Annotated in this window: 21 protein-coding genes; 13 read left to right on the top strand and 8 right to left on the bottom strand. The window is 59.5% G+C overall.

All coding sequences use genetic code 11. The annotated features are described in order from the left end of the window. Positions 1 to 56 precede the first annotated feature (56 nt). The 3 genes from I2D57_RS01020 to I2D57_RS01010 all read left to right on the top strand — a co-directional run bounded on the left by I2D57_RS01020 (position 57) and on the right by I2D57_RS01010 (position 1,818). Complete coding sequence (locus I2D57_RS01020; RefSeq protein ID WP_195361172.1) at positions 57 to 779, top strand: cell division protein SepF; 723 nt, start codon at positions 57 to 59, stop codon at positions 777 to 779. A 15-nt stretch (positions 780 to 794) separates the two neighbouring features. Next, the gene (locus tag I2D57_RS01015; RefSeq protein ID WP_040358293.1) at positions 795 to 1,082 is read left to right on the top strand and encodes a YggT family protein; all 288 of its coding nucleotides are present in this window, start codon (positions 795 to 797) and stop codon (positions 1,080 to 1,082) included. Positions 1,083 to 1,143: 61 nt separating this feature from the next. Beyond that, a complete protein-coding gene (locus I2D57_RS01010) occupies positions 1,144 to 1,818 on the top strand; it encodes a DivIVA domain-containing protein (protein ID WP_022094499.1) in 675 nt (224 codons plus the stop codon). Between the two features lie 165 nt (positions 1,819 to 1,983). Here the strand turns inward: I2D57_RS01010 and I2D57_RS01005 are convergent, their stop codons facing one another. The 3 genes from I2D57_RS01005 to I2D57_RS00995 all read right to left on the bottom strand — a co-directional run bounded on the left by I2D57_RS01005 (position 1,984) and on the right by I2D57_RS00995 (position 4,537). Then, positions 1,984 to 2,514, bottom strand: coding sequence for a nitroreductase family protein (locus tag I2D57_RS01005; RefSeq protein WP_195361171.1), 531 nt, complete (start codon positions 2,512 to 2,514; stop codon positions 1,984 to 1,986). Between the two features lie 283 nt (positions 2,515 to 2,797). Next, positions 2,798 to 3,421 carry a DUF47 domain-containing protein gene (locus I2D57_RS01000; RefSeq protein WP_055309822.1) on the bottom strand — a complete coding sequence of 208 codons (624 nt, stop codon included), beginning with the start codon at positions 3,419 to 3,421 and terminating at the stop codon, positions 2,798 to 2,800. 66 nt (positions 3,422 to 3,487) lie between these two features. Further along, positions 3,488 to 4,537 (bottom strand): inorganic phosphate transporter, encoded by a 1,050-nt coding sequence (locus I2D57_RS00995; RefSeq protein WP_117584218.1) that lies wholly within the window; start codon positions 4,535 to 4,537, stop codon positions 3,488 to 3,490. Positions 4,538 to 4,787: 250 nt separating this feature from the next. Here I2D57_RS00995 and I2D57_RS00990 point away from each other — a divergent pair, with 250 nt between their 5' ends. The 4 genes from I2D57_RS00990 (at position 4,788) to I2D57_RS00975 (ending at position 7,910) form a co-directional block, all read left to right on the top strand. Next, entirely contained in the window at positions 4,788 to 5,126 is a 339-nt protein-coding gene (locus I2D57_RS00990) for a hypothetical protein (RefSeq protein ID WP_118256758.1), read from the top strand. A 79-nt stretch (positions 5,127 to 5,205) separates the two neighbouring features. Beyond that, a complete protein-coding gene (locus I2D57_RS00985) occupies positions 5,206 to 5,901 on the top strand; it encodes a Bax inhibitor-1 family protein (RefSeq protein WP_195361170.1) in 696 nt (231 codons plus the stop codon). A gap of 140 nt (positions 5,902 to 6,041) precedes the next feature. Next, positions 6,042 to 7,172 carry a TIGR02452 family protein gene (locus I2D57_RS00980; RefSeq protein ID WP_195361169.1) on the top strand — a complete coding sequence of 377 codons (1,131 nt, stop codon included), beginning with the start codon at positions 6,042 to 6,044 and terminating at the stop codon, positions 7,170 to 7,172. Between the two features lie 78 nt (positions 7,173 to 7,250). After that, positions 7,251 to 7,910, top strand: coding sequence for a GDSL-type esterase/lipase family protein (locus I2D57_RS00975; RefSeq protein ID WP_195361168.1), 660 nt, complete (start codon positions 7,251 to 7,253; stop codon positions 7,908 to 7,910). A gap of 335 nt (positions 7,911 to 8,245) precedes the next feature. On the opposite strand, the gene thiD is transcribed toward I2D57_RS00975, so the two are convergent. Further along, positions 8,246 to 9,076, bottom strand: a complete 831-nt coding sequence (gene thiD, locus I2D57_RS00970) for a bifunctional hydroxymethylpyrimidine kinase/phosphomethylpyrimidine kinase (protein ID WP_022094507.1) — start codon at positions 9,074 to 9,076, stop codon at positions 8,246 to 8,248. A gap of 177 nt (positions 9,077 to 9,253) precedes the next feature. Then, positions 9,254 to 10,588 (bottom strand): phosphomethylpyrimidine synthase ThiC, encoded by a 1,335-nt coding sequence (thiC, locus tag I2D57_RS00965; protein ID WP_195361167.1) that lies wholly within the window; start codon positions 10,586 to 10,588, stop codon positions 9,254 to 9,256. 171 nt (positions 10,589 to 10,759) lie between these two features. Here thiC and I2D57_RS00960 point away from each other — a divergent pair, with 171 nt between their 5' ends. Further along, positions 10,760 to 11,281: a hypothetical protein gene (locus tag I2D57_RS00960; protein ID WP_006234163.1), complete on the top strand. Its 522-nt coding sequence runs from the start codon at positions 10,760 to 10,762 to the stop codon at positions 11,279 to 11,281. Positions 11,282 to 11,415: 134 nt separating this feature from the next. Here I2D57_RS00960 and I2D57_RS00955 read toward each other — a convergent pair whose 3' ends face one another. Together I2D57_RS00955 and I2D57_RS00950 are read right to left on the bottom strand one after the other, a co-directional pair. Beyond that, entirely contained in the window at positions 11,416 to 12,225 is an 810-nt protein-coding gene (locus tag I2D57_RS00955) for a YaaA family protein (protein ID WP_195361166.1), read from the bottom strand. A 100-nt stretch (positions 12,226 to 12,325) separates the two neighbouring features. After that, the gene (locus I2D57_RS00950) at positions 12,326 to 13,723 is read right to left on the bottom strand and encodes an aminopeptidase (RefSeq protein ID WP_195361165.1); all 1,398 of its coding nucleotides are present in this window, start codon (positions 13,721 to 13,723) and stop codon (positions 12,326 to 12,328) included. A 166-nt stretch (positions 13,724 to 13,889) separates the two neighbouring features. Here I2D57_RS00950 and polA point away from each other — a divergent pair, with 166 nt between their 5' ends. Then, entirely contained in the window at positions 13,890 to 16,640 is a 2,751-nt protein-coding gene (gene polA / locus I2D57_RS00945) for a DNA polymerase I (RefSeq protein WP_195361164.1), read from the top strand. Positions 16,641 to 16,917: 277 nt separating this feature from the next. Here polA and I2D57_RS00940 read toward each other — a convergent pair whose 3' ends face one another. Next, positions 16,918 to 17,745, bottom strand: a complete 828-nt coding sequence (locus I2D57_RS00940; RefSeq protein WP_195361163.1) for a Cof-type HAD-IIB family hydrolase — start codon at positions 17,743 to 17,745, stop codon at positions 16,918 to 16,920. Positions 17,746 to 18,300: 555 nt separating this feature from the next. On the opposite strand from I2D57_RS00940, the gene I2D57_RS00935 reads away from it, so the two are divergent. The 4 genes from I2D57_RS00935 to ndk all read left to right on the top strand — a co-directional run bounded on the left by I2D57_RS00935 (position 18,301) and on the right by ndk (position 22,268). Further along, entirely contained in the window at positions 18,301 to 19,527 is a 1,227-nt protein-coding gene (locus I2D57_RS00935) for an argininosuccinate synthase (protein WP_195361162.1), read from the top strand. Positions 19,528 to 19,758: 231 nt separating this feature from the next. Then, the gene (locus I2D57_RS00930) at positions 19,759 to 19,929 is read left to right on the top strand and encodes a hypothetical protein (RefSeq protein ID WP_156058436.1); all 171 of its coding nucleotides are present in this window, start codon (positions 19,759 to 19,761) and stop codon (positions 19,927 to 19,929) included. Between the two features lie 118 nt (positions 19,930 to 20,047). Next, on the top strand, positions 20,048 to 21,478 hold the full coding sequence (gene argH, locus I2D57_RS00925) for an argininosuccinate lyase (protein ID WP_195361161.1): 1,431 nt from the start codon (positions 20,048 to 20,050) through the stop codon (positions 21,476 to 21,478). A gap of 385 nt (positions 21,479 to 21,863) precedes the next feature. Further along, complete coding sequence (gene ndk, locus I2D57_RS00920) at positions 21,864 to 22,268, top strand: nucleoside-diphosphate kinase (protein WP_055251725.1); 405 nt, start codon at positions 21,864 to 21,866, stop codon at positions 22,266 to 22,268. The last annotated feature ends 60 nt before the right edge of the window (positions 22,269 to 22,328 follow it).

Below are 22,328 nucleotides of genomic sequence, written 5' to 3'. Positions count from 1 at the left end.
CTGAAGTGCGCACTGATTATCGGGGCGCCTGCACTAAACCGCGAGAGGACACAACCATGGGCTTCCTTGACGAGATTAAAAATAAGATGCACCTGGGCGGCCAGCAGGGTTACGACCAGGGTTATGGCCAGGACGACGACTACGGCTACGATGACGGCTATGACGATAGTTATCAGGGCAACGGCTACAGTGGTGCTTCGGGCGAGGGCTTCTACACCCAAGACGAGCCGAGCAACGGCCTGCTTGGTCAGACGCGCCGCGGTGAAGCTGAGTCGGTTGCCGTGTATACGCGCTCCGGTCAGCTGGTCGGCGATGACTCCCGCCATGCCACGACGTATAACCCGCCTTCGCGCTCGCAGGACAGTGTTGCGAGCGGTTATCGTCCTGGTGCCTATGACACGCCGTCTAGCTACGCCGAGAACACCCGCGCCCGTGCCGCCGCTGCGCCCGCGGCTGCACCGAGCGATGCCTCGGCCTATGCGAGCAATATCATCAACGCCACACCGCAGCTGCCGGCCTATGTCCTGCGCCCCGAGAGCTATGACGACGTGGAGACCGTGGTGCGCCGCGTTCGCACCAAGCAGCCTGTCGCACTGATTTTTGTGGGCGTACGCACCGAAGTTGCCAAGCGCGTCTTGGACTTCTCTTACGGCTTTGCCTGCGGTCTGGGTGCCACGGTCAAGGAGGTGGGCGACCGCGTGTTCATGGTGCTGCCCGCCGGCTGCGAGGTCAAGGATTCGGACCTCAAGAAGCTTCGTGCGGACGGCTACCTTAAGTAAAGACAAGACGAGGAGATTCCCATCAACATCTACACTATCGTCCAGCTGGTCAACACGCTGTTCAACTTCTATTCTACGCTCATTGTCGTCTACTGCTTTATGACGTGGATTCCCATGAAGCAGGGTGGTTTGCTTCAGGATATTGCCGCGGTGCTTGATAGCGTGTGCGGTCCGTGGCTCAACCTGTTCCGTCGTTTCATCCCGCCGATGGGCGGTATCGATTTTTCGCCGGTCGTTGCGATTATTGCGTTGCAGTTGGTGCAGAGGCTGGTTCTGCAGCTTCTTATAGGTATACTCGTGTAGAACTGACTTAGTAACTTACGTCGGGCGTGTAGCGCCGAGGCGATGAAAAAGGAGACTTGTTATGGCTATTACCCCTGCAGACATCCAGGCTCAGACTTTCTCTGAGGCCAAGCGTGGCTACGATCCTGCCGAGGTCGACGTCTTCTTGGAGACGCTGTCCTCCGAGGTTGACGCTATGCTCGCTAAGATCGTCGACCTTAAGGGTCGTCTGACTGCTACCGAGCAGCAGCTTGCCGATGCGCAGGCTCAGCTTGCCCAGGCTCAGGATGCCCCCGCCCAGGCCGTTCCTGCCGCCCCCGTGGCTGCTCCCGCCCCTGACTTCTCCGCTCAGGAGCGCCAGATTTCCGCTGCCCTGATTGCCGCCCAGCAGACCGCTGAGACCATCGTCAACGATGCCAATGAGAACGCTGAGCGTATTCGCAACGAGGCTGACGCCAAGGCCCGCGAGGTTATCCGCCAGGCTCTGACCGAAAAGCAGGCCGAGCTCGAGGAGATCGATCGTCTCAAGGCTTCTCGTGAGGAGTTCAAGGCCGAGTATCTCAAGCTCATCCAGCACTTCATGGACGATGCCCAGAACTCCTTCCCGGCCGACCTCATGGCCTCCACGCCGGTCGGTTCTGCCGCTTCTCCTGCGGTGACTGTTCCTGCCGAGCCGCTGCCCGTCGCTGACCCGGTTGTCCCCGTGGCCGATCCTTTCGCCCCGATCGACAACTTTGCCGCCGACGACCTGGACTAGCATCAGAGCTACAATCTAGTGTCCTTAAGAGGAGCTCGCACCTGCGGGCTCTTTTTTTGTGGCTGTATACGGGTTGGGAAACAAAACGCCGAGCTCTGCATGCGATAGGACAGAACTCGGCGAAGGGCGCGTGGTAAAAGGTAGATTTTAAGGTATGTCTAAAAACTACTTGAGGAGGAAGTTGGAGAGGGGAATGGTGCGGGCCTCGCGATGCTCGGGATCGGCGATGTGGTCGGCGGGATAGCCACAGACGAGCATGTGATAGGGATAGACGCCCTTGGGCAGATTGAACTGCTCCTCTGCCACCTCAGGCTTAAAATGGCATACCCAGCACGTTCCCAGGCCCTGCTCGGTGGCCTCCATCATCATCTGATCACACACGATGGACGTATCGATTTCACTGGAATTCATCTGGTCATACGGGCGTACCCAAGCATCATCGGTAACGCTGCAAATAAGGAAGACAAGCGGAGCCCCAAAGATAGACCCATCACGAGCAAACCGAGGCTGACAAGCAGCAGCCTTCTCCAGAAGCTCAGGCGTATCCAGCACCATCACACGGGTTGGATGATTATTACAAGCAGAAGGAGCAATCCGCCCCGCCTCAACAATGGCATCCACTACCGACTGCTCAACAGAACGATCCTCAAACTCGCGACAAGAATACCGACCCCGAGCCAGATCCAAATAAGACATACAAGCCCTCCAAAGCTAATAAAACAACCAAAAACTAAGCAAAAGGGTACCCAAAGCCCTATCCAGCCAAACGCTCATCGAATACCAAAGTAATACCCCGGGCAATCAAGGGCCATTACAGCAAAGGCCTCACCACGCTCAACCCCTCAGCCAAAGTTCCCAATGGTGGTACATAAGGGAGCGGGCCCGGCCACTAATAACCTTTTGAACGACTCTGCTTGCAGCCGGAGTGAAAAAGGTTATTAGTGGCCGGGCCCGCGACCGCCGGGACATGTACCCCCAATTAACTGTTCTTCATGACAATCGAATCCACGACATCGGCCACATTCTCACAGCAGTCAGCGCAGTACTCCAAGAAGGCGTAGACGTCACGCCAGGCGATGACCTCGAGCGGGTCCTTGCCGTTAACGTGCAGGTTACGCATGGCGTTGATATAGAGCTCGTCGGCCTCGGACTCGATGGTGTTGATCTGGATGACGAGCTCGCGCAGCGTCTTGGACTTGCGGTAGTTAGGCAGCTCGACCATCAGGTCCTTCATGGCGCGGCAGGCGTCGGTCACCTTGTGGGCGATGACGATGGCGTCGGGATGGATGCTCTGGATGTTGGTGAAGTAGACGCGCTGCACGACGCCCTCGATACGGTCGAGCACGGTGTCGAGCGAGCAGCTCATCAGGTCCAGATCCTCGCGCTCAAGCGGGGTGATAAAGGCGGTGAGCAGGGCGTCCTCAAGCTCATGGTGCTTCTTGTCCGCCGCGTGCTCAATCGCATGCATCTTATCGAGCATATCGTGGATCTGCGCGGGGTCAAAGTTCTCAAAAATCTTGGTGAGCAGCTCTGCGGCCTGGACGGCGAGGTCGGCGCAGGCGACGTAGTTGTCAAAGTAGAACGAATCGGGTTTCTTTGCCATGAGTGGTCCTTTCGAGGCGAAGACGGGTGGGCGAGGTAATGCGGTCCGGATGGACGTTCGGTTTGACTAGAGGAACATCATGAACAGCTTGGCCATGACAAAGCTGATGAGTCCGCAGGCGGGGAAGGTGAAGAACCAGGTGAACATCATGTCCTTGACTACGCCGAAGTTGATGGCCGAAAGGCGCTTGACGGCACCGACACCCATAATGGCGCAGGTCTTGATGTGCGTGGAGGACACGGGGATGCCGGTAAGGGTGGCAAGCAGCAGGTTTGCGGCGCCCGCGAGGTCGGCGGAGAAGCCCTGGTACTTTTCGAGCTTGACCATGCTCTGGCCAACGGACTTGATGATGCGCTCGCCGCCCACGCTGGTGCCGATGCCCATGGTGGCCGAGCACAGCAGCATAATCCAGATGGGGATGCCGGCATCGCCGACGCTCGTCTGGCCGCTGGCAAAGGCCACGCCTAAAAAGAGCACGCCGATGAACTTCTGTCCATCCTGCGCGCCGTGCATAAAGCTCATGGCCGCAGCGCTTGCGATCTGAGCGTATTTAAAGAAGACATTGGCACGTCGCCTGTTGGCGGCGGCGAAAAGAATCGAGACGAGCTTGCACAGGACCCAGCCCATGACAAAGCCCAGGCCGATGGAGAGCGCCAGGCCGTAGATGACCTTCATCCACTCGTGGACGTTGACGCTGCTCGCACCGCCGAGGGCGATGGCGGCACCGGTCAGGCCGGCGATAAGGCTGTGGCTTTGCGAGGTGGGGATGCCAAAACGCGACGCTGTGGCGCCGTAGACGACGATGGAGAACAGCGCCGCGCACAGGCAGGCGAGCGCCATGGTGCTGTTTCCGCCAAAGTCGACAATATGGGAGATGGTGTTGGCGACGCTCGCGTTAAAGTGCGTCATGATGAGCACGCCAAGGAAGTTGAATGCGGCACTCATGAGGATGGCGGCGCGGGCGGGCATGCAACGCGTAGTGACGCAGGTCGCGATGGCGTTGGGTGCGTCGGTCCATCCATTGACGAAGATGGCGCCGAGCGCGAGGATCACGGTGACGGCAAGGACTGGGTTCGACACAAGTTGGCCGAGGAAGGTTGAGAACGTTACGTCCATATATGGGCTTTCTCGAAGTTTGCAGGCACGTTACAGAAACATGATAAATCGTATCACCTCCTGCGGGTTTCTTTACCGAGTTCTGATGGGAGCAGTGAATTTTTTGGCACTAAAAATGAATATTAGCCCTATTGACCGCGGGTGTTCTTTTTGCTAACACACCATGAGGACACGTGCGCGCGCCCCAACACCCCAAAACCACAGTCTGTTCGCTTTACAATATGCAAACATGCGTTCGATAATAGGAGGCATGGAATATCGACAGACAGACGGCAAAACTCGGCGCGTGCACAAGCAGTATGTGGACGTCGTGACCCGCATCCTTGCGGGCGGACAAGTCGTGCCGGTCACCGTCTGCTGGGTCGACGGCCGTTGCTTTACGATCGACGAAATTATCTCGACCACCGGGTTTGGCCTGACGGTTCACGGCATTCGTACGGCAACCTATAAGGTACGTTTTGGCGGACATGCGACCGAGTTGTATCTGGAGGACCAAACGCGTGAGCGGGCGGATGGCTCGCAGACGCATGTGATGCGTTGGTGGGTATGGGCGTTTGACCGCACGCTTGAGGGCGAGCGCCGCAGGTAAGAGCGCACGGCATTCGGGTACAATGGCAGGGATCTTGTCACCTACGGCGCTGTCGTGGCGCTTTTTGAAAGGACGAAGTATGAACGATATTCAGGGCTATCAGAACGGCCCCGTCGAGACCGGCGCAAGCCGCGCCAAGGAGATGTCGCCGCGCGCGTACAATCTCGCCATGTCCGCCCTCATCTTCTTGGGCTTTTGCGCCATGGGCGCTGGCGCCTACTTTACGAGCACCATGTCGTTTGCCCGCATGATGATGAGCGGCGCCGCCCTGCCACTGGTCTTTGGCTCGTTTATTTTAACCATCGTCGGCATGGTCATGATGTCGGCTGCTGCCAGCAAACAGTCCGTGGGCCTGTCACTCGTGGGCTACGTGGTCTTTGCGAGCACCTTTGGTCTGACGGCGTCGTTTGGTCTTGCCAACTACGACTTGCCCACCATCAACACCGCCTTTATCGCCACGGCTGCCATCACCTTTGTCTTTGGTGCGCTGGGTGTGACCTTCCCCAAGTTCTTCCAGCGTGTGTATGGCATTAGTTTTGGCATCCTGCTTGCCACGATTCTGGTCGAGATCGTGCTGATGTTCATGGGCGTCTCGCAGACCATCACCGACCTGATCGTGATTGTGGTGTTCGCCGGCTTCATCGGCTACGACACCTATGTGGCAACGACGGTGCCACCCACGCTGCCCAACGCCGTGCTTATGGCATCCAACCTGTTCGTGGATATTATCAACGTGTTCCTGCGCATTCTGAACATCCTCGGCCGTCGCGATTAAAGCGCGACATTGCGATGCTTCCTGCCGGACACGGTAAAACGATGCGAAAGGCGGTCCTTCGGGACCGTCTTTTTTGTGCGCGGCGGGGTATCATGGATGGGAAAAGCCGATAGCGGCAGCGACAGGAAAGGTGGCCATGTATGGCAGACGTCGACAGCAGGAACCGTAACCGCAGGTCCAACCGAGCGGGTCAGCCCAATCCCAAGCGTGAGGCGCGTGCCAAGGCCGCCGAGCGCCATGTGACGGCTGTGTCCGAGGCCTGCGCCAAGGACATCGAGCGTTCGCTTGCCGGCGTGCGCGAGTTCGATGGTATGCCTGCCGGTTTTGTCGCGGCGATGAAGGCCAAGGTCCAGAAGGCAGCGGCTGCTGAGGAGCAGGTTGCTGAGGACGTCGAGGCTGCCGAGGTCGAGGCCGCTGAGGTCGAGGCTGCGGTCGATGCCGAGGTGGCGCCCGAGCCCGTCGAGGAGGCCACCGAAGCCGAGCCCGCGCCTGCCGCCGAGGAGCCCGCTCCGGTCCTGCCCGAGGTCACCGTGCTTGACGCCTCTGCCACGCAGGCCATTCTGGATAACGGCCGAGGCTACGCGCAGTTCTGCGACATGGCTGTGCTTGCCTTTGCCTCGTTCACCAATCCGGGTGGTGGCTACATCCAGGGCTATCTGGGCCAGGAGGCCACGCTGTGCGCCGATTCGTACCTGTACAACGTTCTCGATAAGCAGCGTAAATGGTACGGCGAGAACCGTCGCCGCAACATCAACTGTGAGCTGTACCGCAACCGTGCGCTGGTGGTGCCCGCGGTGCGCTTCGACCGCAAGCATGTGCACGCCTATGCCGACGTAATCGTCGCCGCTGCACCCAACGCCAAGCGTGCTCGCCAGGAGTACCGCGTGAGCGACGATGCCTTGCTTGACGCCCTGCGCGACCGCATTCGCTTTGTGCTTGCTATCTGCGATGAGCTGGGCCGCGAGAAGCTCGTACTGGGTGCTTGGGGCTGCGAGAACAACGGCTTTGACGCCGAGGCCGTGGCCGAGCTCTTCCGCAAGGAGCTCGCATCGGGCGACTTCAAGGTCAAGCAGGTCTTCTTTGCTGTGCCCTCTACGCGCTGGGACGAGGATTTTGCCAAGTTCGAGCACGTGCTGGCAAACTTCCCCGAGCGCAACGAGGAGTCCTATGCCCAGGTTGCCGCCCGCGCCGCAGCCGCTCGTGCCGCCGAGCAGGCCCAGGCAGCAGCCGAGGACGATGAGGACGAGGACGACTGGCGCAAGTACCTGTAAGCGGTGCGTGCGATGTGATATGCCAAGCCGACGGGAGGGATCGCCCCCGTCGGCTTTTTACGGAATAGGGAGCTCAAGATGAAAAACGTTCTGTGCTTTGGTGACAGCAACACCTATGGCTATGATCCGGCAGGTATGCGCGACGGCACCGCAGTGCGCTATGCGCAGGATGTGCGCTGGTGCGGTGTGGCGCAGCGTGACCTGGGTGAGGGTTGGCATGTGATTGAGGAAGGCCTAAATGGTCGCACGACGGTGCGCGACGATATGTGCCATCTGGACACCAACCTCAACGGCATTCGCGCGCTGCCGATGCTGCTCGAGGCCCATAAGCCGCTGGATGCGATCGTGATTATGCTGGGCACCAACGACTGCAAGACGGTCTTTGGCGTGACGGCCTCCGATATTGCCCGCGGCGCCATGGCGTTGATTCGCGCCGTCCGTGCGTTTGCCTGGACCGATGCCGCGCCCTGCCCACGGATTCTGCTGATGGCGCCTATCAAGATTAAGCCGCAGATCGCCGACGTATATATGACCGATTTTGACGAGCATTCCGTAGAAGCCTCGGAACATTTTGGTGAGTACTACGCGCATGTGGCTGAGCAGTTTGGCTGCGACTTTTTGAATGCCGCCGATTTTGCCGAGCCGGGCGATATCGATTATCTGCACATGATGCCCGAGAGCCACGAGAGCTTGGGACACGCCGTGGCAGCCAAGCTCAAAGAGATGCTCGGTGAGTAGCACGGCCCCAAACCACCACAATAGTTCTCCTTGCGGTGGCTTGTTTCGTTGATTTGTCTTGATCTGTAACAGTTGTAAGGCCGAAAACGGGCTAGATGTTACAGATTGAGATTATTTTAGGTCGATATCGGTCGTTTGTCTCGATCTGTAACATCTAGGGTCGATTTTGCCGAGTTAATGTTACACATCGAGATTATCTTCTCAATGGAATTTGGATGTCTCGATTTGTAACAGGTGGGCCGAAAAATGGACTCTAACTGTTACAGATCGAGATGTTTGTGGGAACCACCGCAAAGGTGCACTGTCCCCTTTGCGGTGGTTTTGAACTGCGAGTCTTAATACTGCCACATATGGTTAACGGGGCCGGAGCCTTTGCCCATGTCAAAGCCGGCGGCGAGAGCGCCGGTTAGGTAGGCCTTGCCGGCGTTGACGGCGTCGGCAAGATCCATGCCCTGGGCCAGCGCGCAGGCGATGGCGGACGAGAGCGTGCAACCGGTGCCATGCGTGTTGCCGGTCTCGATGCGCTTGTGGCGGAACCACGTGGTGAGCGGATCGCCCAGGTGGTTGCCCTCGTCATCGAGCGGCGCGGGCTCTGCTAGCACATCGTTGGCCTCGTTGACAAAATGCCCGCCCTTAACGAGAGACGCGCAGCCAAAGCGGCGGGTGAGAAGCATGGCGGCATTTTGCTGAGTGCGCTCGGAATCGACCTCATAATCGAGCAACGCCATGGCCTCGGGAATATTGGGCGTGATGACGGTCGCCAGTGGGAACAGGCGGCGTGTAAGTGCTTCGGCGGCGTCCTCTGCGATCAGACGAGCACCCGAGGTGGCGACCATGACGGGGTCGACGACGATATTTTGTGCGTCCCAGGCACTCAGACGGTCGGCGATAACCTCGATAATCTCGGCAGAGGAGACCATGCCGATCTTGACGGCACTGGGGCGGATATCGTCAAAAACGGCATCGATTTGCGCCGCGACAATATCCGGGGAGATGTTTTGCACGGCGGTGACACCGAGCGTGTTTTGTGCGGTTATGGCTGTGATGGCCGTCTCGGCATACAGACGGTGCGCCGTGATGGTCTTGATGTCGGCCTGAATGCCGGCACCACCGCTGGAATCTGATCCCGCGATGGATAGAACGGCGGGTACCTTACTGCGATCCATGTTCGCTCCCTTGTTCGGTCGGATTCAAATGGGTCTTCTGCCTGCATTATAAAGTTGCCCGGGCCGGCTGTATGCCGAACCCGGGCGGGTAGTGCAATCTTTACGCAAACGCAAGCAAATGTTCACACGTCAACAATTGACGAACACCTTGTTACCGATTGTGGCTCCGGAGACGCGTTAATCCTCCATGCCGAGGTCGATCGTCGTGCCTTCGAACACCTTGTTAACGGTGCGGACGGCGCACATCTTGCCACACATGGTGCAAGTGCCCTCGGTGGCGGCGGGGGACTCCTCGTAGCGCTTCTTGCCCGTAACCGGGTCGAGCGCGCACTTCCACATGGCGTCCCAGTCGAGCTTGCGGCGTGCCTGGCCCATCTTGTCGTCCATGTCGCGGGCGTGGGGCACCTTTTTGGCGATGTCGGCGGCGTGTGCGGCAATCTTGGTGGCCATGAGGCCGTCGAGCACGTCCTGGGCGTTGGGCAGGCACAAGTGCTCGGCCGGCGTCACGTAGCACAGGAAGTCGGCGCCGGAGCTGGCGGAGATAGCGCCGCCGATGGCAGCGGTGATGTGGTCGTAGCCCACGCCGATATCGGTCACCAGCGGCCCGAGCACATAGAACGGGGCGTTGTGGCACAGGCGCTTCTGCAGTTTCATGTTGGCGGCGATCTCGTCGAGCGCCATGTGGCCCGGACCCTCGACCATAACCTGGACGCCGGCGGCCCATGCGCGCTTGCACAGCTTGCCCAGCTCGATCATCTCGGCGGTCTCGGTGGCGTCGTTGGAGTCGTAGAGGCAGCCCGGGCGGCAGGAGTCGCCGAGCGAAATCGTCACGTCGTACTCGTGGCAGATTTCGAGCAGCTCGTCGTAGAACTCATAGAACGGGTTCTCGTTACCGGTGACCTCCATCCAGCCAAACAGCAGCGAGCCGCCGCGGCTCACGATGTTCATGAGGCGGCCGGTCTCCTTAAAGGTCTTTGTGACCGATTTATTGATGCCGCAGTGGACGGTCATAAAGTCCACGCCGTCTTCGGCGTGCGCGCGCACGACCTCGAACAGGTCGTCCTTGGTAAGCTTGACCAGCGGCTTTTCCATGTAGCCGATGGCGTCGTACATGGGGACGGTACCTACCATGAGCGGCGTCTCGTCAATGAGCTGCTGGCGGAACTGGCGCGTCTTGCCCGAGTTGGAGAGGTCCATGATGGCGTCGGCGCCAAAGTCCTCGGCGATCTTGACCTTCTTCCATTCCTCGGCGGCATCGGCCTTGTCGCCCGAGATGCCCAAGTTCACGTTGACCTTGGTGGACAGGCCCTCACCGACGCCAAAGGCGCGCATGCCTTTTTTGATGTGCACGATGTTGGCAGGAATGGCGATGCGGCCGTCGGCCACGCGCTCGCGGATGTACTCGGGGTCGCGATGCTCGCGCTCGGCGACCTCCTTCATCTGCGGTGTGATCTGCCCGGCGCGGGCGAAGTCGATTTGCGTGACGAGCTTGGGCTCGGTCTGTGTGCTCATTGGCACGGCTCCCTTCGTTGGCATTACCCATATCAGGTTTGCGGGTCAGGGCGGGCGCGCCCAATCTCAGCCTGCCGTCTTGTCCTGCAAGCCCCCCGTTTATGTAATGGGCTCAAGTATAGCTCGAATGGGTACGATTGGCCTAACGAGCGTGCCTGTGAGGAGGCGAACATGGAAGACAAGCATCTATATCGAGAGACGCAATGGGATGTATCGGCCGAGGAAAGCCGTGCGCACCATGGCCTTGTCGCGATCGGTTTTGCGGTGCTTGCCGTGCTGGTGATTGCCTTTTGTATCTGGACGTTTGGTGGTCGCGGCGGCGCTGCATGGGAGTTCGAGGCTGATGATAGCCTACCGATTATGACGGTGAGGAGTACTGGCGGTAATGCCAATACGCTCGCCGTTCCGGGCGATTATTGGTACCCGTGCGATGAGTTTGTGCAGTTGCAGCTGAGTGGTGGGTCTATTCCTGGTGAGGAAATCGAACGCGTGACGTATGATGCGACGTTCAAAACGTTGACGGTGAAGCTCAAAGATCAAGGGGATGTGCCCACGACGATGGATATCGCGCTGACGGAATGGCGCCTGGAGCCCCCGTCGGGTGTTGCGGTGTCCGAGGTCGAGCACGTCAAGATTGTCTATCAGGACGGTTCGACAAACGGGATTGCAAAGGCCGACGGTCTAGCAGAATAGGTGTCGAGCCTAGCAGCCAATTCATAAAAGTTGCGGTGGAATAGTTCCTGATTGTGCGAAAAAGGCTCAAATAGGAATTATTCCACCGCAAGTTATATAGAGAAGACTGAGCGGGTCAGTGTTGGGTGCCGGCTCTAGAGCATCTGTTCGTTGATGAACATGAGGGTGCCTAGGTATGAGAGCTCGGGGACGTGGCGATAGCCGATGTTGAATGCGGTAAGTTCGCTTGCATCCTCGAGCTTGTTTTCTGCCATCCACCGCACCATGGAGCCGCGCGCCTTTTTGCTGGCGGTCGACTGTTGGATGGGCTTCCCGTTGCGGATGCCCTCGCCAAAGAGGCACGTGACGGCTGTGGCGTCGCCCGCGAGGTGGGGCAGAACGGCTTTGGCATACTCTACGCTGGCGAGGTTGACGATCGTGGTGTTTGAACCTGCCGGGGCGATAGCCCGCGCGAGCTTATCGCTCCAAAATGCGTAGAGGTCTCGGGCACCGTCGACGACAAGCTTCGCGCCCATCTCCAGCCGATACGGTTCGACGGCATGAAAGGGACGAACGCACCCGTAGAGGCCGGAGAGGATCCACAGATGGTCTTGCAGCCATGCGAGCTGCGCGGAATCCATCACCTCGGGTGCCATGCTCTGGTATTGAATGCCGTGATAGGACATGGCGGCAGGGGAGAGGTGACGGGCGAGTGCGGGATTGTCGAGATCGCCGCTTTTCAGGATGGGCCCGAACTCATGCAGGGTGTTGAGGCAAGGTCCCAGCAGTTTGTCACTCACGTTCCACAGCGCCTGCAGGCCGCCGCTGCCTTCATTCCGCTCGATATCTAGCAGTGCGCGGTGGAGGCGAGCCGTCTCGCGCACAAAGGGTGGGATGCCCAGGACTTCAAAAGCATCTTGGGCCGCGCGCATCTGCTTGGCGGGCGAAATGATGACCTGCAGCATGGGCTCTCCTCTGCCAAAAAAGTTGCGGTGGAATACGGTCTGTTTTGGCTGTTTATGGGCCAGTTTAGTCCGTATTTCACCGCAACTGATGAAGGGTTGGTTAGGCTCGCTCGATGAAGGCCTTGTAACCGCGATATGCCTCGTAGATGTCGGCCTTGTTGGCGACCTCCCACAGGGCGTGCATGGACAGGACGGCAACGCCGGAGTCGATGACGTTCATGCCATACTTGGCCATGATGTAGGCAATGGTGCCGCCACCGCCCGCGTTGACGCGACCGAGCTCACAGGTCTGGAAGTCCACGCCGGCCTCGTCCATGATGTCGCGGACGAGGGCCACGTACTCGGCATCGGCGTCGTTGGAACCGCCCTTGCCGCGGCTGCCCGTGTACTTGTTAAAGCACAGGCCACGACCCATAAAGGCGGCGTTCTTCGTCTCGAACTTGCCGGCATAGCCCGGGTCGAAACCGGCGGACACGTCGGAGGAGAGCATGCGGCTGCGGGCGAGCGCGCGGCGCAGGGCCAGCGGGCTATCCTCGCCGGCGAGCGTCATGATCTCGGCGACGGTGTTCTCGAAGAAGCGGCTCGTCATACCGGTGGCACCCACGGAGCCGATTTCCTCCTTATCGACGATGAGCGTGATGCTCGTGCGCTCCACGTTGGCGACGTCGATCTGGGCGAGCATGGACGGATAGGCGCAGACACGATCGTCGTGGCCATAGCCCAAAATCATGGAGCGGTCGAGGCCCATGTCGCGGGCGGGACCGGCGGGCACGACCTCGATCTCGGCGGAGAGGAAGTCCTCCTCCTCGACGTCGTACTGCTCCTTGAGGATGTCCAGGAACATCTGCTTGACGGGCTCCTTGGGAGCGTCCTTGTCGTCTTCATCGAACTTGACGGGACGGCCGCCCACGATCACGTCGAGGATCTCGGCGTCGACGGCGTCCTTGGCGGGCTTGGACATCTGCTCGCTCGAGAGGTGGATCAGCAGGTCGGAGATGGTAAAGACCGGATCGTCTGCCTTGTCGCCGATGTTGATGTCGACGGTGGTGCCGTCCTTTTTGCAGATGACGCCCACGAGTGCAAGCGGGGAGGCCACCCAGTGGTAGCTCTTGACGCCGCCGTAGTAGTGCGTGTCGAGGTAGGCCATGTCGCCGGCCTCGAAGGCGGGATTCTGCTTAAGGTCCAGGCGCGGCGAGTCCACGTGAGCACCCAGGATGTTAAAGCCCTGCTCGAGCGGGGCGGTGCCCAGGTTGACGAGCATGAGGTCTTTGCCGTGATTGGCGGCGTACACCTTGTCGCCGGCCTTGAGCGTGCGGCCCTCGGCGATCACGGTCTCCAAGTCGACGTAGCCCGCCTCCTCGGCCATCTTGATGCCGGTCTTGACGCACAGGCGCTCGGTCTTATTCTCGCTCAAAAACTGCTTATAGCCGCGGCAAAGCTCCTCGAGCTCCTCGATTTGCTGTGGCGTGTACTTTTTCCATGCGCAGGGACGCTCCATGACGCAGGCTCCTTTCGGATCGATCGTGCTGGTTGATGTACCGTGAGCCATCGTATCACGCGCGGGCCCGCGGCGGCAGGGAAGCCTGATGTGCGGTGGCCGCGGGGCGGGGAGCGTGTAAACTGGTGTGAGCAAACCGTGCCCAGCCCAAAGCGAGGTATTCAATATGTCTGACAAGCGCCGCACCTTTGCCGTTATCGACGGCAACTCGCTCATGCACCGTGCCTTCCACGCCGTGCCGCCGACCATGAACGCGCCGGACGGTCGCCCCACCAACGCGATTTTCGGCTTTCTGAACATGTTTCTCAAGATGATCGATGCCTTTAACCCCGACGGCGTGGTCGTGGCGTTTGATAAGGGCAAGCCGCGCGTGCGCATGGAGATGCTGCCGCAGTATAAGGCGCAGCGTCCGCCCATGGACCCCGATCTGCACGCACAGTTTCCGATGATCAAGGAGCTGCTCACCGCGCTCAACGTGCCAATTCTGCAGTCCGAGGGCTGGGAAGGCGACGATATTCTGGGAACCATGGCGCGCCTGGGTGAGGAGGCCGGCTGCGACATGCTGCTGGTGACCGGCGACCGCGATATGTATCAGCTCGTGACCGAGCACGTCAACGTGGTCTCGACTCGCAAGGGTCTGTCCGACGTGGCGATCATGACGCCCGAGAGCGTGGACGACCTGTATCATGGCATTACGCCGGCGCTCGTGCCCGATTTTTACGGTCTGAAGGGCGATACGTCGGACAACATTCCCGGCGTACCGGGCATCGGCCCTAAAAAGGCGAGCGCGCTCATCGCACAGTACGGCAGCCTGGACGAGGTCATCGAGCATGCCGACGAGGTCAAGGGCAAGATGGGCGAGAACCTGCGTGCACACATCGACGACGCACTGCTGAGCCGCAAGGTCGCAACCATTCGCACCGATGCGCCAGTCGAGCTCGACTTTGACGCGACGTCATTCCCGGCGTTTTCTGCCGACGAAGTGTCCGCGTCGCTCGGCACGCTTGGCATTACGGCCATGCAGAACCGCTTCCTGGCGCTGATTGGCGGCGAGGGTGGGGCTGCGGCCGCTGTCAGCACGTTTGAGATTCCCTCTGTTTTGCGTGCCGCCGCTGGCGATGCCGGGGCACTTGCTGCCGCTGCTGCCGAGATCGCTCGCGCGATCGAGACAGGCGAGTGGGTCGCCGCCGTGGTGGACGATGACAAGGAGGAGGGTGCGCTCTTTGGCCTGACGCGTACGCTGTGGCTGGCGACGTCCAAGGGCCTGTTCGCGCTCGAGGAGGGCGACGGCGCCTCCACTGCCGTAGTCGATGGCTTCAACTTCGCTCACGGTGTGATCGCCGGCGTGCTTGCGCGCCTGTTTATGGAGGGCCGCGTGGCGAGCCCGGATACGAAGGCGCTGCTGCACGAGCTTTCGCCCATCGATTCTTCTGAGCCCGAGCTCATGGATCCGCTCGCTGCCGATTCCACGCGCATCTTCGATACCGTGGTTGCCGCTTACCTGCTGGATTCCGACCGCTCCGAGTTCGACGAGGCGTATCTGGCCGATACCTATCTGCAGATGGCGCTGCCTGCGGCGCGCGGTGCAGAGGGTACCGGCGAGGACGCCCCCGCGCCTGCCGCTCGCACGGCGGCCTTGACGCTGGCGCTGGTCGCACCGCTGCGCGATCGCATGACCCGCGAGAACGCCGCCAACGTGTTCGACGGCATCGAGATGCCGCTTGTGCCGGTGCTTGCCAAGATGGAGCGCGCGGGCATGCTCGTAGACCCCGACCGTCTGCATAGTCTGTCCGAGGGCCTAGCGACCCAGATTACCGAGGTCGAGCGTAGCATTCGCGACCTGGCAGGCGACGAGACCTTTAACATCGGCAGCCCCATGCAGCTCTCGCATGTGCTCTTTGATGTGATGGGCCTTCCGACCAAGGGTCTCAAAAAGACCAAGCGCGGCTACTATTCGACCAATGCCAAGGTACTGAGTGAACTTGCCCGCGACCACGAGATTGTTCGTTTGATCTTGGACTGGCGCGAGAAGTCCAAGATCAAGTCCACCTATCTGGACACGCTGGGCCCGCTGCGCCGTGGTGACGGTCGTGTGCACACCACGTACAACCAGACCATCACGGCAACGGGGCGTCTGTCCTCGAGCGACCCGAACCTGCAGAACATCCCGACGCGCTCGGAGCTAGGCCGTACCGTCAAGACGGCGTTTTCGGCAGGCGAGGGCAGCGTCTTTTTGGCGGTGGACTACTCGCAGATCGAGCTGCGTCTGCTGGCGCATCTTTCGGGTGACGAGCACCTGGTGCGCGCCTTTAACGAGGGCGAGGACTTCCACGCCGAGACGGCCGCGCGCGTGTTTGGCGTGCCGGTGTCCGAGGTAACGCCCGACCTGCGCAGTCGCGCCAAGGCCGTGAACTTTGGCATCGTGTATGGTCAGCAGGCCTACGGCCTGTCGCAGTTGCTGCATATCTCGATGGCCGAGGCGCGCGACATGATCGACCGCTACTACGAGGCCTATCCGGGCGTGCGTATGTTCCTCGACAACGTGGTGGCACGCGCCAAGCAGACGGGCTACGCCGAGACCATGTACGGGCGACGTCGCCATATTCCGGAGCTCATGGCCAAAAACCCGCAACTCCGTGGCTTTGGCGAGCGCACGGCCATGAACCATCCCATGCAGGGCACCGCAGCAGACATCATCAAGATCGCCATGGTCCGCGTAAGTCGTCGCCTGGAAGAGGAAGGCTTTGCCGCCCACATGATCCTGCAAGTGCACGACGAACTGGACTTTGAGTGCCCCATCGACGAAGTCGAGCGCCTAACCACCATGGTCCGCGACGTCATGGAACACGTAGTAGACCTCCACGTCCCCCTAATCGCCGAAGCTTCGACTGGAGTGACCTGGGCAGACGCCAAGTAAGGGCACGACCACAATTCCAAAGTAACCAAAACCAGAAGGACGCCCCTCATCAACAAGGAGCGTCCTTCGTTCAATTAAATTCAGCCTAAGTATCTAGACACTCAAGACGCCATCTTGGCGGCAGGTAAGTAAACCTAGGGCCTGGCCGGGCGGCACGGGTTAACTTTTCGTAGATTCCGCACGCAAAGAAAGCCACTTAATGTGGCTTTCGTCTTGCGCAGGACCTGACCGAGCGAAAAGTTAACCCGTGCCGCCCGGCCAGGCCCAACGAGCCACGTTAACGAGCCGCCAAGATGGCGTCGATGAGCGTCAGTACGCCCCCGTCGTTGTTGCTCGGAATACGCCACTTGGCATGCGCGCTCATATGCTCCTCGGCATTGTCCACGATAAAGCTGTGGCCGACGCGCTCGAGCATGGGGATGTCGTTGTAGGTATCGCCCACGGCGGCGGCGTCGGCAATATCGATGCCCAGGTGCTCGCACAGGTGCGCGACGCCGGCGCCCTTGTCGACGCCCAGGTTCATAAAGTCGATCCACTCGCGCCCGGCGTTAGTGACGTAGAGCTTGTCCGAGAACTCGGGGCTATAGGTCTCGCGAAACGCGGGCTCGGCGTCGTAGCCGGGGAAGAAGACCGAAATCTTGTTGGACTCGATATCAATGCTCTCAAAGCTGTCGACATAGTTGATTGTGTTGTAGTAGACGCTGATCTCGTCGTGGTATTGATGGTCGCGGGCAAGCACGTAGAACTCGTCGAAGCAGCACAGGACGGGGACAGCGCGCGGATCCTCCGAGGCGCGGCTCAAGACCTGCTGGTACAGCTCCACGTCGATATTGCTCTTATAGATATAGCTGCCGCGATAGATCACGCACGCTCCGTTGTCGGGACAAAAGGCGAGGCGGTTCTTGATGCCCTCGAACATCTCCTCGAGCTTGGGGGCGGGACGTCCGCTGGCGGGGCAGAATACGATGCCGGCGTCGGCGAGCTTGTCCAGGCGCTCATCAAGACCCTGCGGCAACACGCGCTCGTCGGTGAGCAGCGTCTTGTCCATGTCGACGGCGATGAGTTTAATGTTGCCGATATTGGCGTCTGATTCGTAAGTCTGCATAAAATGCGCCTTTCCGTTTCCAGATTGTTTCGGGCGTAATGACCCTCTGCCATGTAATCGTGCGTATTTTCGCAGGAATGGCGCGTATTTGCACTGCAATTCACAAACTAATGAAAAAACTTTTCAGAAATTTGAATTTGTCGATTGTGCAGCGAGCACTTTATCGTAATATAGCGAACATCGAAAACGGAGACGGCAAAAGAGCCACTTACCGAGGAAAAGGTACCGTTTGCGATATTTGAATTGCGCCCGGCGATACGTGAAAGGAGAGGCAGATGCAGTTCGTACAGATCATCACCACTGCAGACAATGCCCTCCGACGCCAGCGCGCAATTTCCCGACGACGATAACAATCGTCTCTGTCCGCATGGGGCGAATTGCCTCAACAGAGTCATTTTGAGGTCGTTGGGTTTTAGCACGACATTGCTGCATGTTTCTAGGGCATGTATGTGCTGATTTTTGCTATTTAACCTGATATTGCACGGTATATGACCTTGAAATGACTTGCAACTGACCGATGTTCTAACTAGCTACCAAGGGCGAAAGGAAACAGCCATGAGCAAGGAAAAAGTCGTTCTCGCATATTCCGGCGGTCTTGATACATCCGTATGTGTCAAGTGGCTCCAGGACGAGAAGAATCTCGATGTCGTTTGTGTCTGCGGCAATGTGGGCCAGGAGGAGACCGGCCTGGATGCCAAGAAGCAGAAGGCGCTCGACCTGGGCGTTCTGGATTGCCAGGTGCTCGACCTGCGTGACGAGTTCTCCGATGAGTTCCTGGCCAAGGCCATCGCCGCAAACTCCATGTACGAGAACAAGTATCCGCTGCTCTCCGCTCTTTCCCGTCCGTTGCTTGCCAAGAAGCTTGTCGAGGTCGCCCATGAGTTTGGCGCGACCTACGTCGCCCACGGCTGCACCGGCAAGGGTAACGACCAGGTCCGCTTCGAGGCTGCCGTCAAGGCCCTCGACCCCGAGCTCAAGGTTATCGCCCCGGTTCGCGAGTGGGACCTGAAGTGCCGTCCCGACGAGGTCGCCTATGCCCACGCTCACAACGTGCCGGTTCCCGAGGGTGCCAACGACAACCCCTACTCCATCGACGACAATCTGTGGGGTCGTGCCATTGAGTGCGGCCACCTGGAGGATCCCTGGAACGAGCCGCTCGACGACGCCTGGGTTATGACCAAGAACCCCGAGGACACGCCCGACACCCCGACCTACATTGAGATCGAGTTTGAGGCCGGCAAGCCCGTCGCCGTCGACGACAAGAAGATGAAGCTCTCCGAGATCGTCATCGCCCTCAACAAGATCTCCGGCGACAACGGCTTTGGCCGTCTCGATCTGGTCGAGGATCGTCTTGTGGGCCTCAAGAGCCGCGAGTGCTACGAGGTTCCCGGCGCCCTGACGCTCATCACCGCCCACAAGGCGCTCGAGGACATCTGCGTCGAGGGCGACCTGCTCAAGACCAAGATTAAGCTCGAGCAGGATTGGGCCACCGCCGTGTACAACGGCCAATGGTACAGCCCGCTCAAGAACGCACTCGATGCCTTTATGGCCGATACCCAGAAGTTCGTGACCGGCACCGTCCGTCTGAAGTTCTTTAAGGGCAACTGCCATGTCGTCGGCCGCAAGAGCCCGTTTAGCCTGTATGACTACGGTCTGGCCACCTATGACCGCGACACCACGTTTGACGAGAAGGCCAGCGCCGGCTTTATCGAGATCGATACGCTGTCGCTCAAGACGTGGGCAAAGGTCCAGGGTCCCAGCTCCGCTGCCGCCCAGGCCTAGTGCCTCCTTCCCTTGGTATCCGCGCGGCCCATCCGCGTGATACATAACGGGCGCACGGGGTCCCTACCTTTCGTTATGCTTGCTGACACTTCTTAACATCGGTGGCCCCTACGTTCCGCCCGCATATATGATGCCGCGTCTGCGGCTGAGTCCGAGCCCCGCCGGGGTTGTCCGACGGGGCTCCTTCTATCAATTTGGCGGCTCTGTGCCTATATATGAGGAGTATCCATTATGTTCAATGCTATCGCGCATGCTTTGCTTGCCCTTGCGCCCGAGTTCGATGCTGCAAAGGTCGAGGACGTTCCCATGAGCCTGAAAGCCTGGATCGATGGATCGCAGGGCAATATTCGGAGGGAGACGTTGGGCGCCAAGTGCATGGCGCGTCACTTCTTTGCAAATTAGCTACATGGCCCCGTGCACGGTGGGGAATGTGCAAAACTAGCGGTTGAAAAATCGCTTTAGCGACATGGCGCATTACTTTGGGCGCTTGTTTTGGTATTTGGAGAAAGGGGACGGTTCCATGGCTCTTTGGGGCGGTCGTTTTGAGGCGGGCGTGGCCGAGGTCACGCAGGAGTTTGGCGCGTCGCTGCCGGTCGACAAGCACCTCTATAAGCAGGATATCGCCGGCTCTAAGGCGCATGCCAAGATGCTGGCGGCCCAGGGCATCATCAGTTCCGAGGACGAGCGGGCGATTGCCGAGGGTCTGAGCGGAATCGAACGGGATATCGATGCCGGCAACTTCACCTTCGATATCAACGACGAGGACATTCATATGTCCATCGAGAGCGAACTGACGCGCCGCATCGGCGAGGCCGGAAAGCGCTTACACACCGGGCGTTCGCGCAACGACCAGGTGGCGACCGATACGCGCCTGGGCGTCAAGGCGCTGGCCAAGGAGCTCATGGAGGCCAATCTTGAGCTGCGCCATGTGCTAGTGGATGCGGCTAAGAAGTACGACAAGGTGATTCTGCCGGGTTACACGCATATGCAGCACGCTCAGCCCGTGCTGCTGTCGCATCATCTGCTGGCGTATTCCTGGATGTTCGCGCGCGACTTTACACGCTTGAAGGCCGCCTTTGATGCCGCCGACAACTGTCCGCTGGGTGCTGCCGCGCTTGCCGGTACGAGCTATCCGCTCGATCGCCAGATGACGGCTGCCGAGCTTGGCTTTGCGGGCGTGATTCCCAACTCGCTCGATGCGGTTTCCGACCGTGATTTCCTGCTCGATCTGCATTACGCCGGCTCCGTCATGGCCATGCACCTGTCGCGTCTTTCCGAGGAGATCGTGCTGTGGTCGAGCTCCGAATTTGGCTTTATCACGCTTTCCGACTCCTACTCCACCGGGTCGTCTATCATGCCGCAGAAGAAGAACCCCGACTTTGCCGAGCTTATCCGCGGCAAGAGCGGCCGAGTCTATGGCAACCTGGTGCAGCTGCTCGTGACCATGAAGGGCCTGCCGCTTGCTTATAACAAGGACTTGCAGGAGGACAAGGAGGGCGCGCTCGATACCGCTCATACGCTCATGCAGTGCCTGTCCGTTATGGCCGGAATGATTTCGACTTGGACCGTCAACGAGGATGCCATGGCGCGCGAGTGCGGCGTGGGGCACCTTGCCGCTACCGATGTTGCCGATTACCTGGCCAAGCGTGGTCTGCCGTTCCGTGAGGCACATGCCGTGGTGGGCCATCTGGTCCTGATGTGTGAGAAGCGCGGCTGCAATCTTGAGGACCTGCCGTTTGAGGTGTTCCAGGAGGCAAGCCCGCTCTTTGAGCGCGACATTACCGAGGCGCTCGACATCCCGTCGATTGTCGCCGCGCGCACGACCGAGGGCGGCACCGCTCCTGCCGCCGTTGCCGTGCAGCTGCAGCGTGCCGAGTCACAGCTCGTGGCCGACGAGGGCGTTTTTGGATCGCTGACCAAGGTCGTCGAGATGGGCCACGGGGCAAAGTAGAGGTTTGGCTGAAGACGTATTGTCCATTTATTGATAAATCGTTTTCGCTTTACGGGCGCCTGCTGATGTGGGCGTCCGTATTTTGTTGCTATGGGGGAGGGGCTTGTCGAGAACTTCTGTAGGACCTTTGGGCAGGTTGTGAAGGGGATACGTTCGCGGGCGGCAATCGACCGTCTGCTCTGCTCGGTGCGGTTGGTGGACAGTCGGATGGTACTCTAATCGGGCTTCGAAACAGAAGTGACACATATGGAACGCTTCAATAAATTGCAACGTTTCAATAAACAGCTTTTTGTTTAACAGCAGCTAAAACTCTGTTACGATGCAGTCCAGGCGGGTGCCGGAATGGGACTTGGGCACGCGCGAACCTACTTGAAAGGCTACTTTTATGGCTATCGAGAAGACCTTCATCATGATTAAGCCCGACGCCGTGCGCGACCGCAAAATCGGCGAGATCGTTGCTCGCATTGAGCGCAGCGGCCTTGTCATCGAGCGCATGGAGATGACCACGCTCGAGCGCGCTACCGTCGAGGAGCACTACGCCCATCTGGCCGACAAGCCCTTCTTTGGCGGTCTCTGTGACTTTATGACGAGCGGTCCGGTCGTCAAGATGGTCGTTTCCGGTCTCTCCGCTGTCTCCAAGATGCGCACCCTCATGGGCGCTACCAACCCGCTTGACGCTGCCCCCGGCACCATTCGCGGCGATTTCGCTGTCGATGTCAACGCCAACGTGATTCACGGCTCAGACTGCCTGGAGAACGCCGAGATCGAGATCAAGCGCTTCTTTGGCTAAACCAGCTTTGACTCCTTAAAGCTGTTAGCGTGTGGCTTGGGCGCCGCGGAACTCCATCCG

It is taken from the genome of Collinsella aerofaciens (genome assembly GCF_015553355.1).
Taxonomy (GTDB): domain Bacteria; phylum Actinomycetota; class Coriobacteriia; order Coriobacteriales; family Coriobacteriaceae; genus Collinsella; species Collinsella aerofaciens_V.
Note: the sequence above shows the minus strand (reverse complement) of the source record. Positions and strands in the feature narration are given on the sequence as shown.

What these genes read in the sequence shown, in the direction of transcription:
- I2D57_RS01020 (WP_195361172.1), top strand. Translation starts at nt 57, where the DNA reads ATGGGCTTCCTTGACGAGATTAAAAATAAGATGCACCTGGGCGGCCAG.
- I2D57_RS01010 (WP_022094499.1), top strand. Translation starts at nt 1,144, where the DNA reads ATGGCTATTACCCCTGCAGACATCCAGGCTCAGACTTTCTCTGAGGCC.
- I2D57_RS01005 (WP_195361171.1), bottom strand. Translation starts at nt 2,514, where the DNA reads ATGTCTTATTTGGATCTGGCTCGGGGTCGGTATTCTTGTCGCGAGTTT.
- I2D57_RS01000 (WP_055309822.1), bottom strand. Translation starts at nt 3,421, where the DNA reads ATGGCAAAGAAACCCGATTCGTTCTACTTTGACAACTACGTCGCCTGC.
- I2D57_RS00995 (WP_117584218.1), bottom strand. Translation starts at nt 4,537, where the DNA reads ATGGACGTAACGTTCTCAACCTTCCTCGGCCAACTTGTGTCGAACCCA.
- I2D57_RS00990 (WP_118256758.1), top strand. Translation starts at nt 4,788, where the DNA reads ATGGAATATCGACAGACAGACGGCAAAACTCGGCGCGTGCACAAGCAG.
- I2D57_RS00985 (WP_195361170.1), top strand. Translation starts at nt 5,206, where the DNA reads ATGAACGATATTCAGGGCTATCAGAACGGCCCCGTCGAGACCGGCGCA.
- I2D57_RS00980 (WP_195361169.1), top strand. Translation starts at nt 6,042, where the DNA reads ATGGCAGACGTCGACAGCAGGAACCGTAACCGCAGGTCCAACCGAGCG.
- I2D57_RS00975 (WP_195361168.1), top strand. Translation starts at nt 7,251, where the DNA reads ATGAAAAACGTTCTGTGCTTTGGTGACAGCAACACCTATGGCTATGAT.
- thiD (WP_022094507.1), bottom strand. Translation starts at nt 9,076, where the DNA reads ATGGATCGCAGTAAGGTACCCGCCGTTCTATCCATCGCGGGATCAGAT.
- thiC (WP_195361167.1), bottom strand. Translation starts at nt 10,588, where the DNA reads ATGAGCACACAGACCGAGCCCAAGCTCGTCACGCAAATCGACTTCGCC.
- I2D57_RS00960 (WP_006234163.1), top strand. Translation starts at nt 10,760, where the DNA reads ATGGAAGACAAGCATCTATATCGAGAGACGCAATGGGATGTATCGGCC.
- I2D57_RS00955 (WP_195361166.1), bottom strand. Translation starts at nt 12,225, where the DNA reads ATGCTGCAGGTCATCATTTCGCCCGCCAAGCAGATGCGCGCGGCCCAA.
- I2D57_RS00950 (WP_195361165.1), bottom strand. Translation starts at nt 13,723, where the DNA reads ATGGAGCGTCCCTGCGCATGGAAAAAGTACACGCCACAGCAAATCGAG.
- polA (WP_195361164.1), top strand. Translation starts at nt 13,890, where the DNA reads ATGTCTGACAAGCGCCGCACCTTTGCCGTTATCGACGGCAACTCGCTC.
- I2D57_RS00940 (WP_195361163.1), bottom strand. Translation starts at nt 17,745, where the DNA reads ATGCAGACTTACGAATCAGACGCCAATATCGGCAACATTAAACTCATC.
- I2D57_RS00935 (WP_195361162.1), top strand. Translation starts at nt 18,301, where the DNA reads ATGAGCAAGGAAAAAGTCGTTCTCGCATATTCCGGCGGTCTTGATACA.
- I2D57_RS00930 (WP_156058436.1), top strand. Translation starts at nt 19,759, where the DNA reads ATGTTCAATGCTATCGCGCATGCTTTGCTTGCCCTTGCGCCCGAGTTC.
- argH (WP_195361161.1), top strand. Translation starts at nt 20,048, where the DNA reads ATGGCTCTTTGGGGCGGTCGTTTTGAGGCGGGCGTGGCCGAGGTCACG.
- ndk (WP_055251725.1), top strand. Translation starts at nt 21,864, where the DNA reads ATGGCTATCGAGAAGACCTTCATCATGATTAAGCCCGACGCCGTGCGC.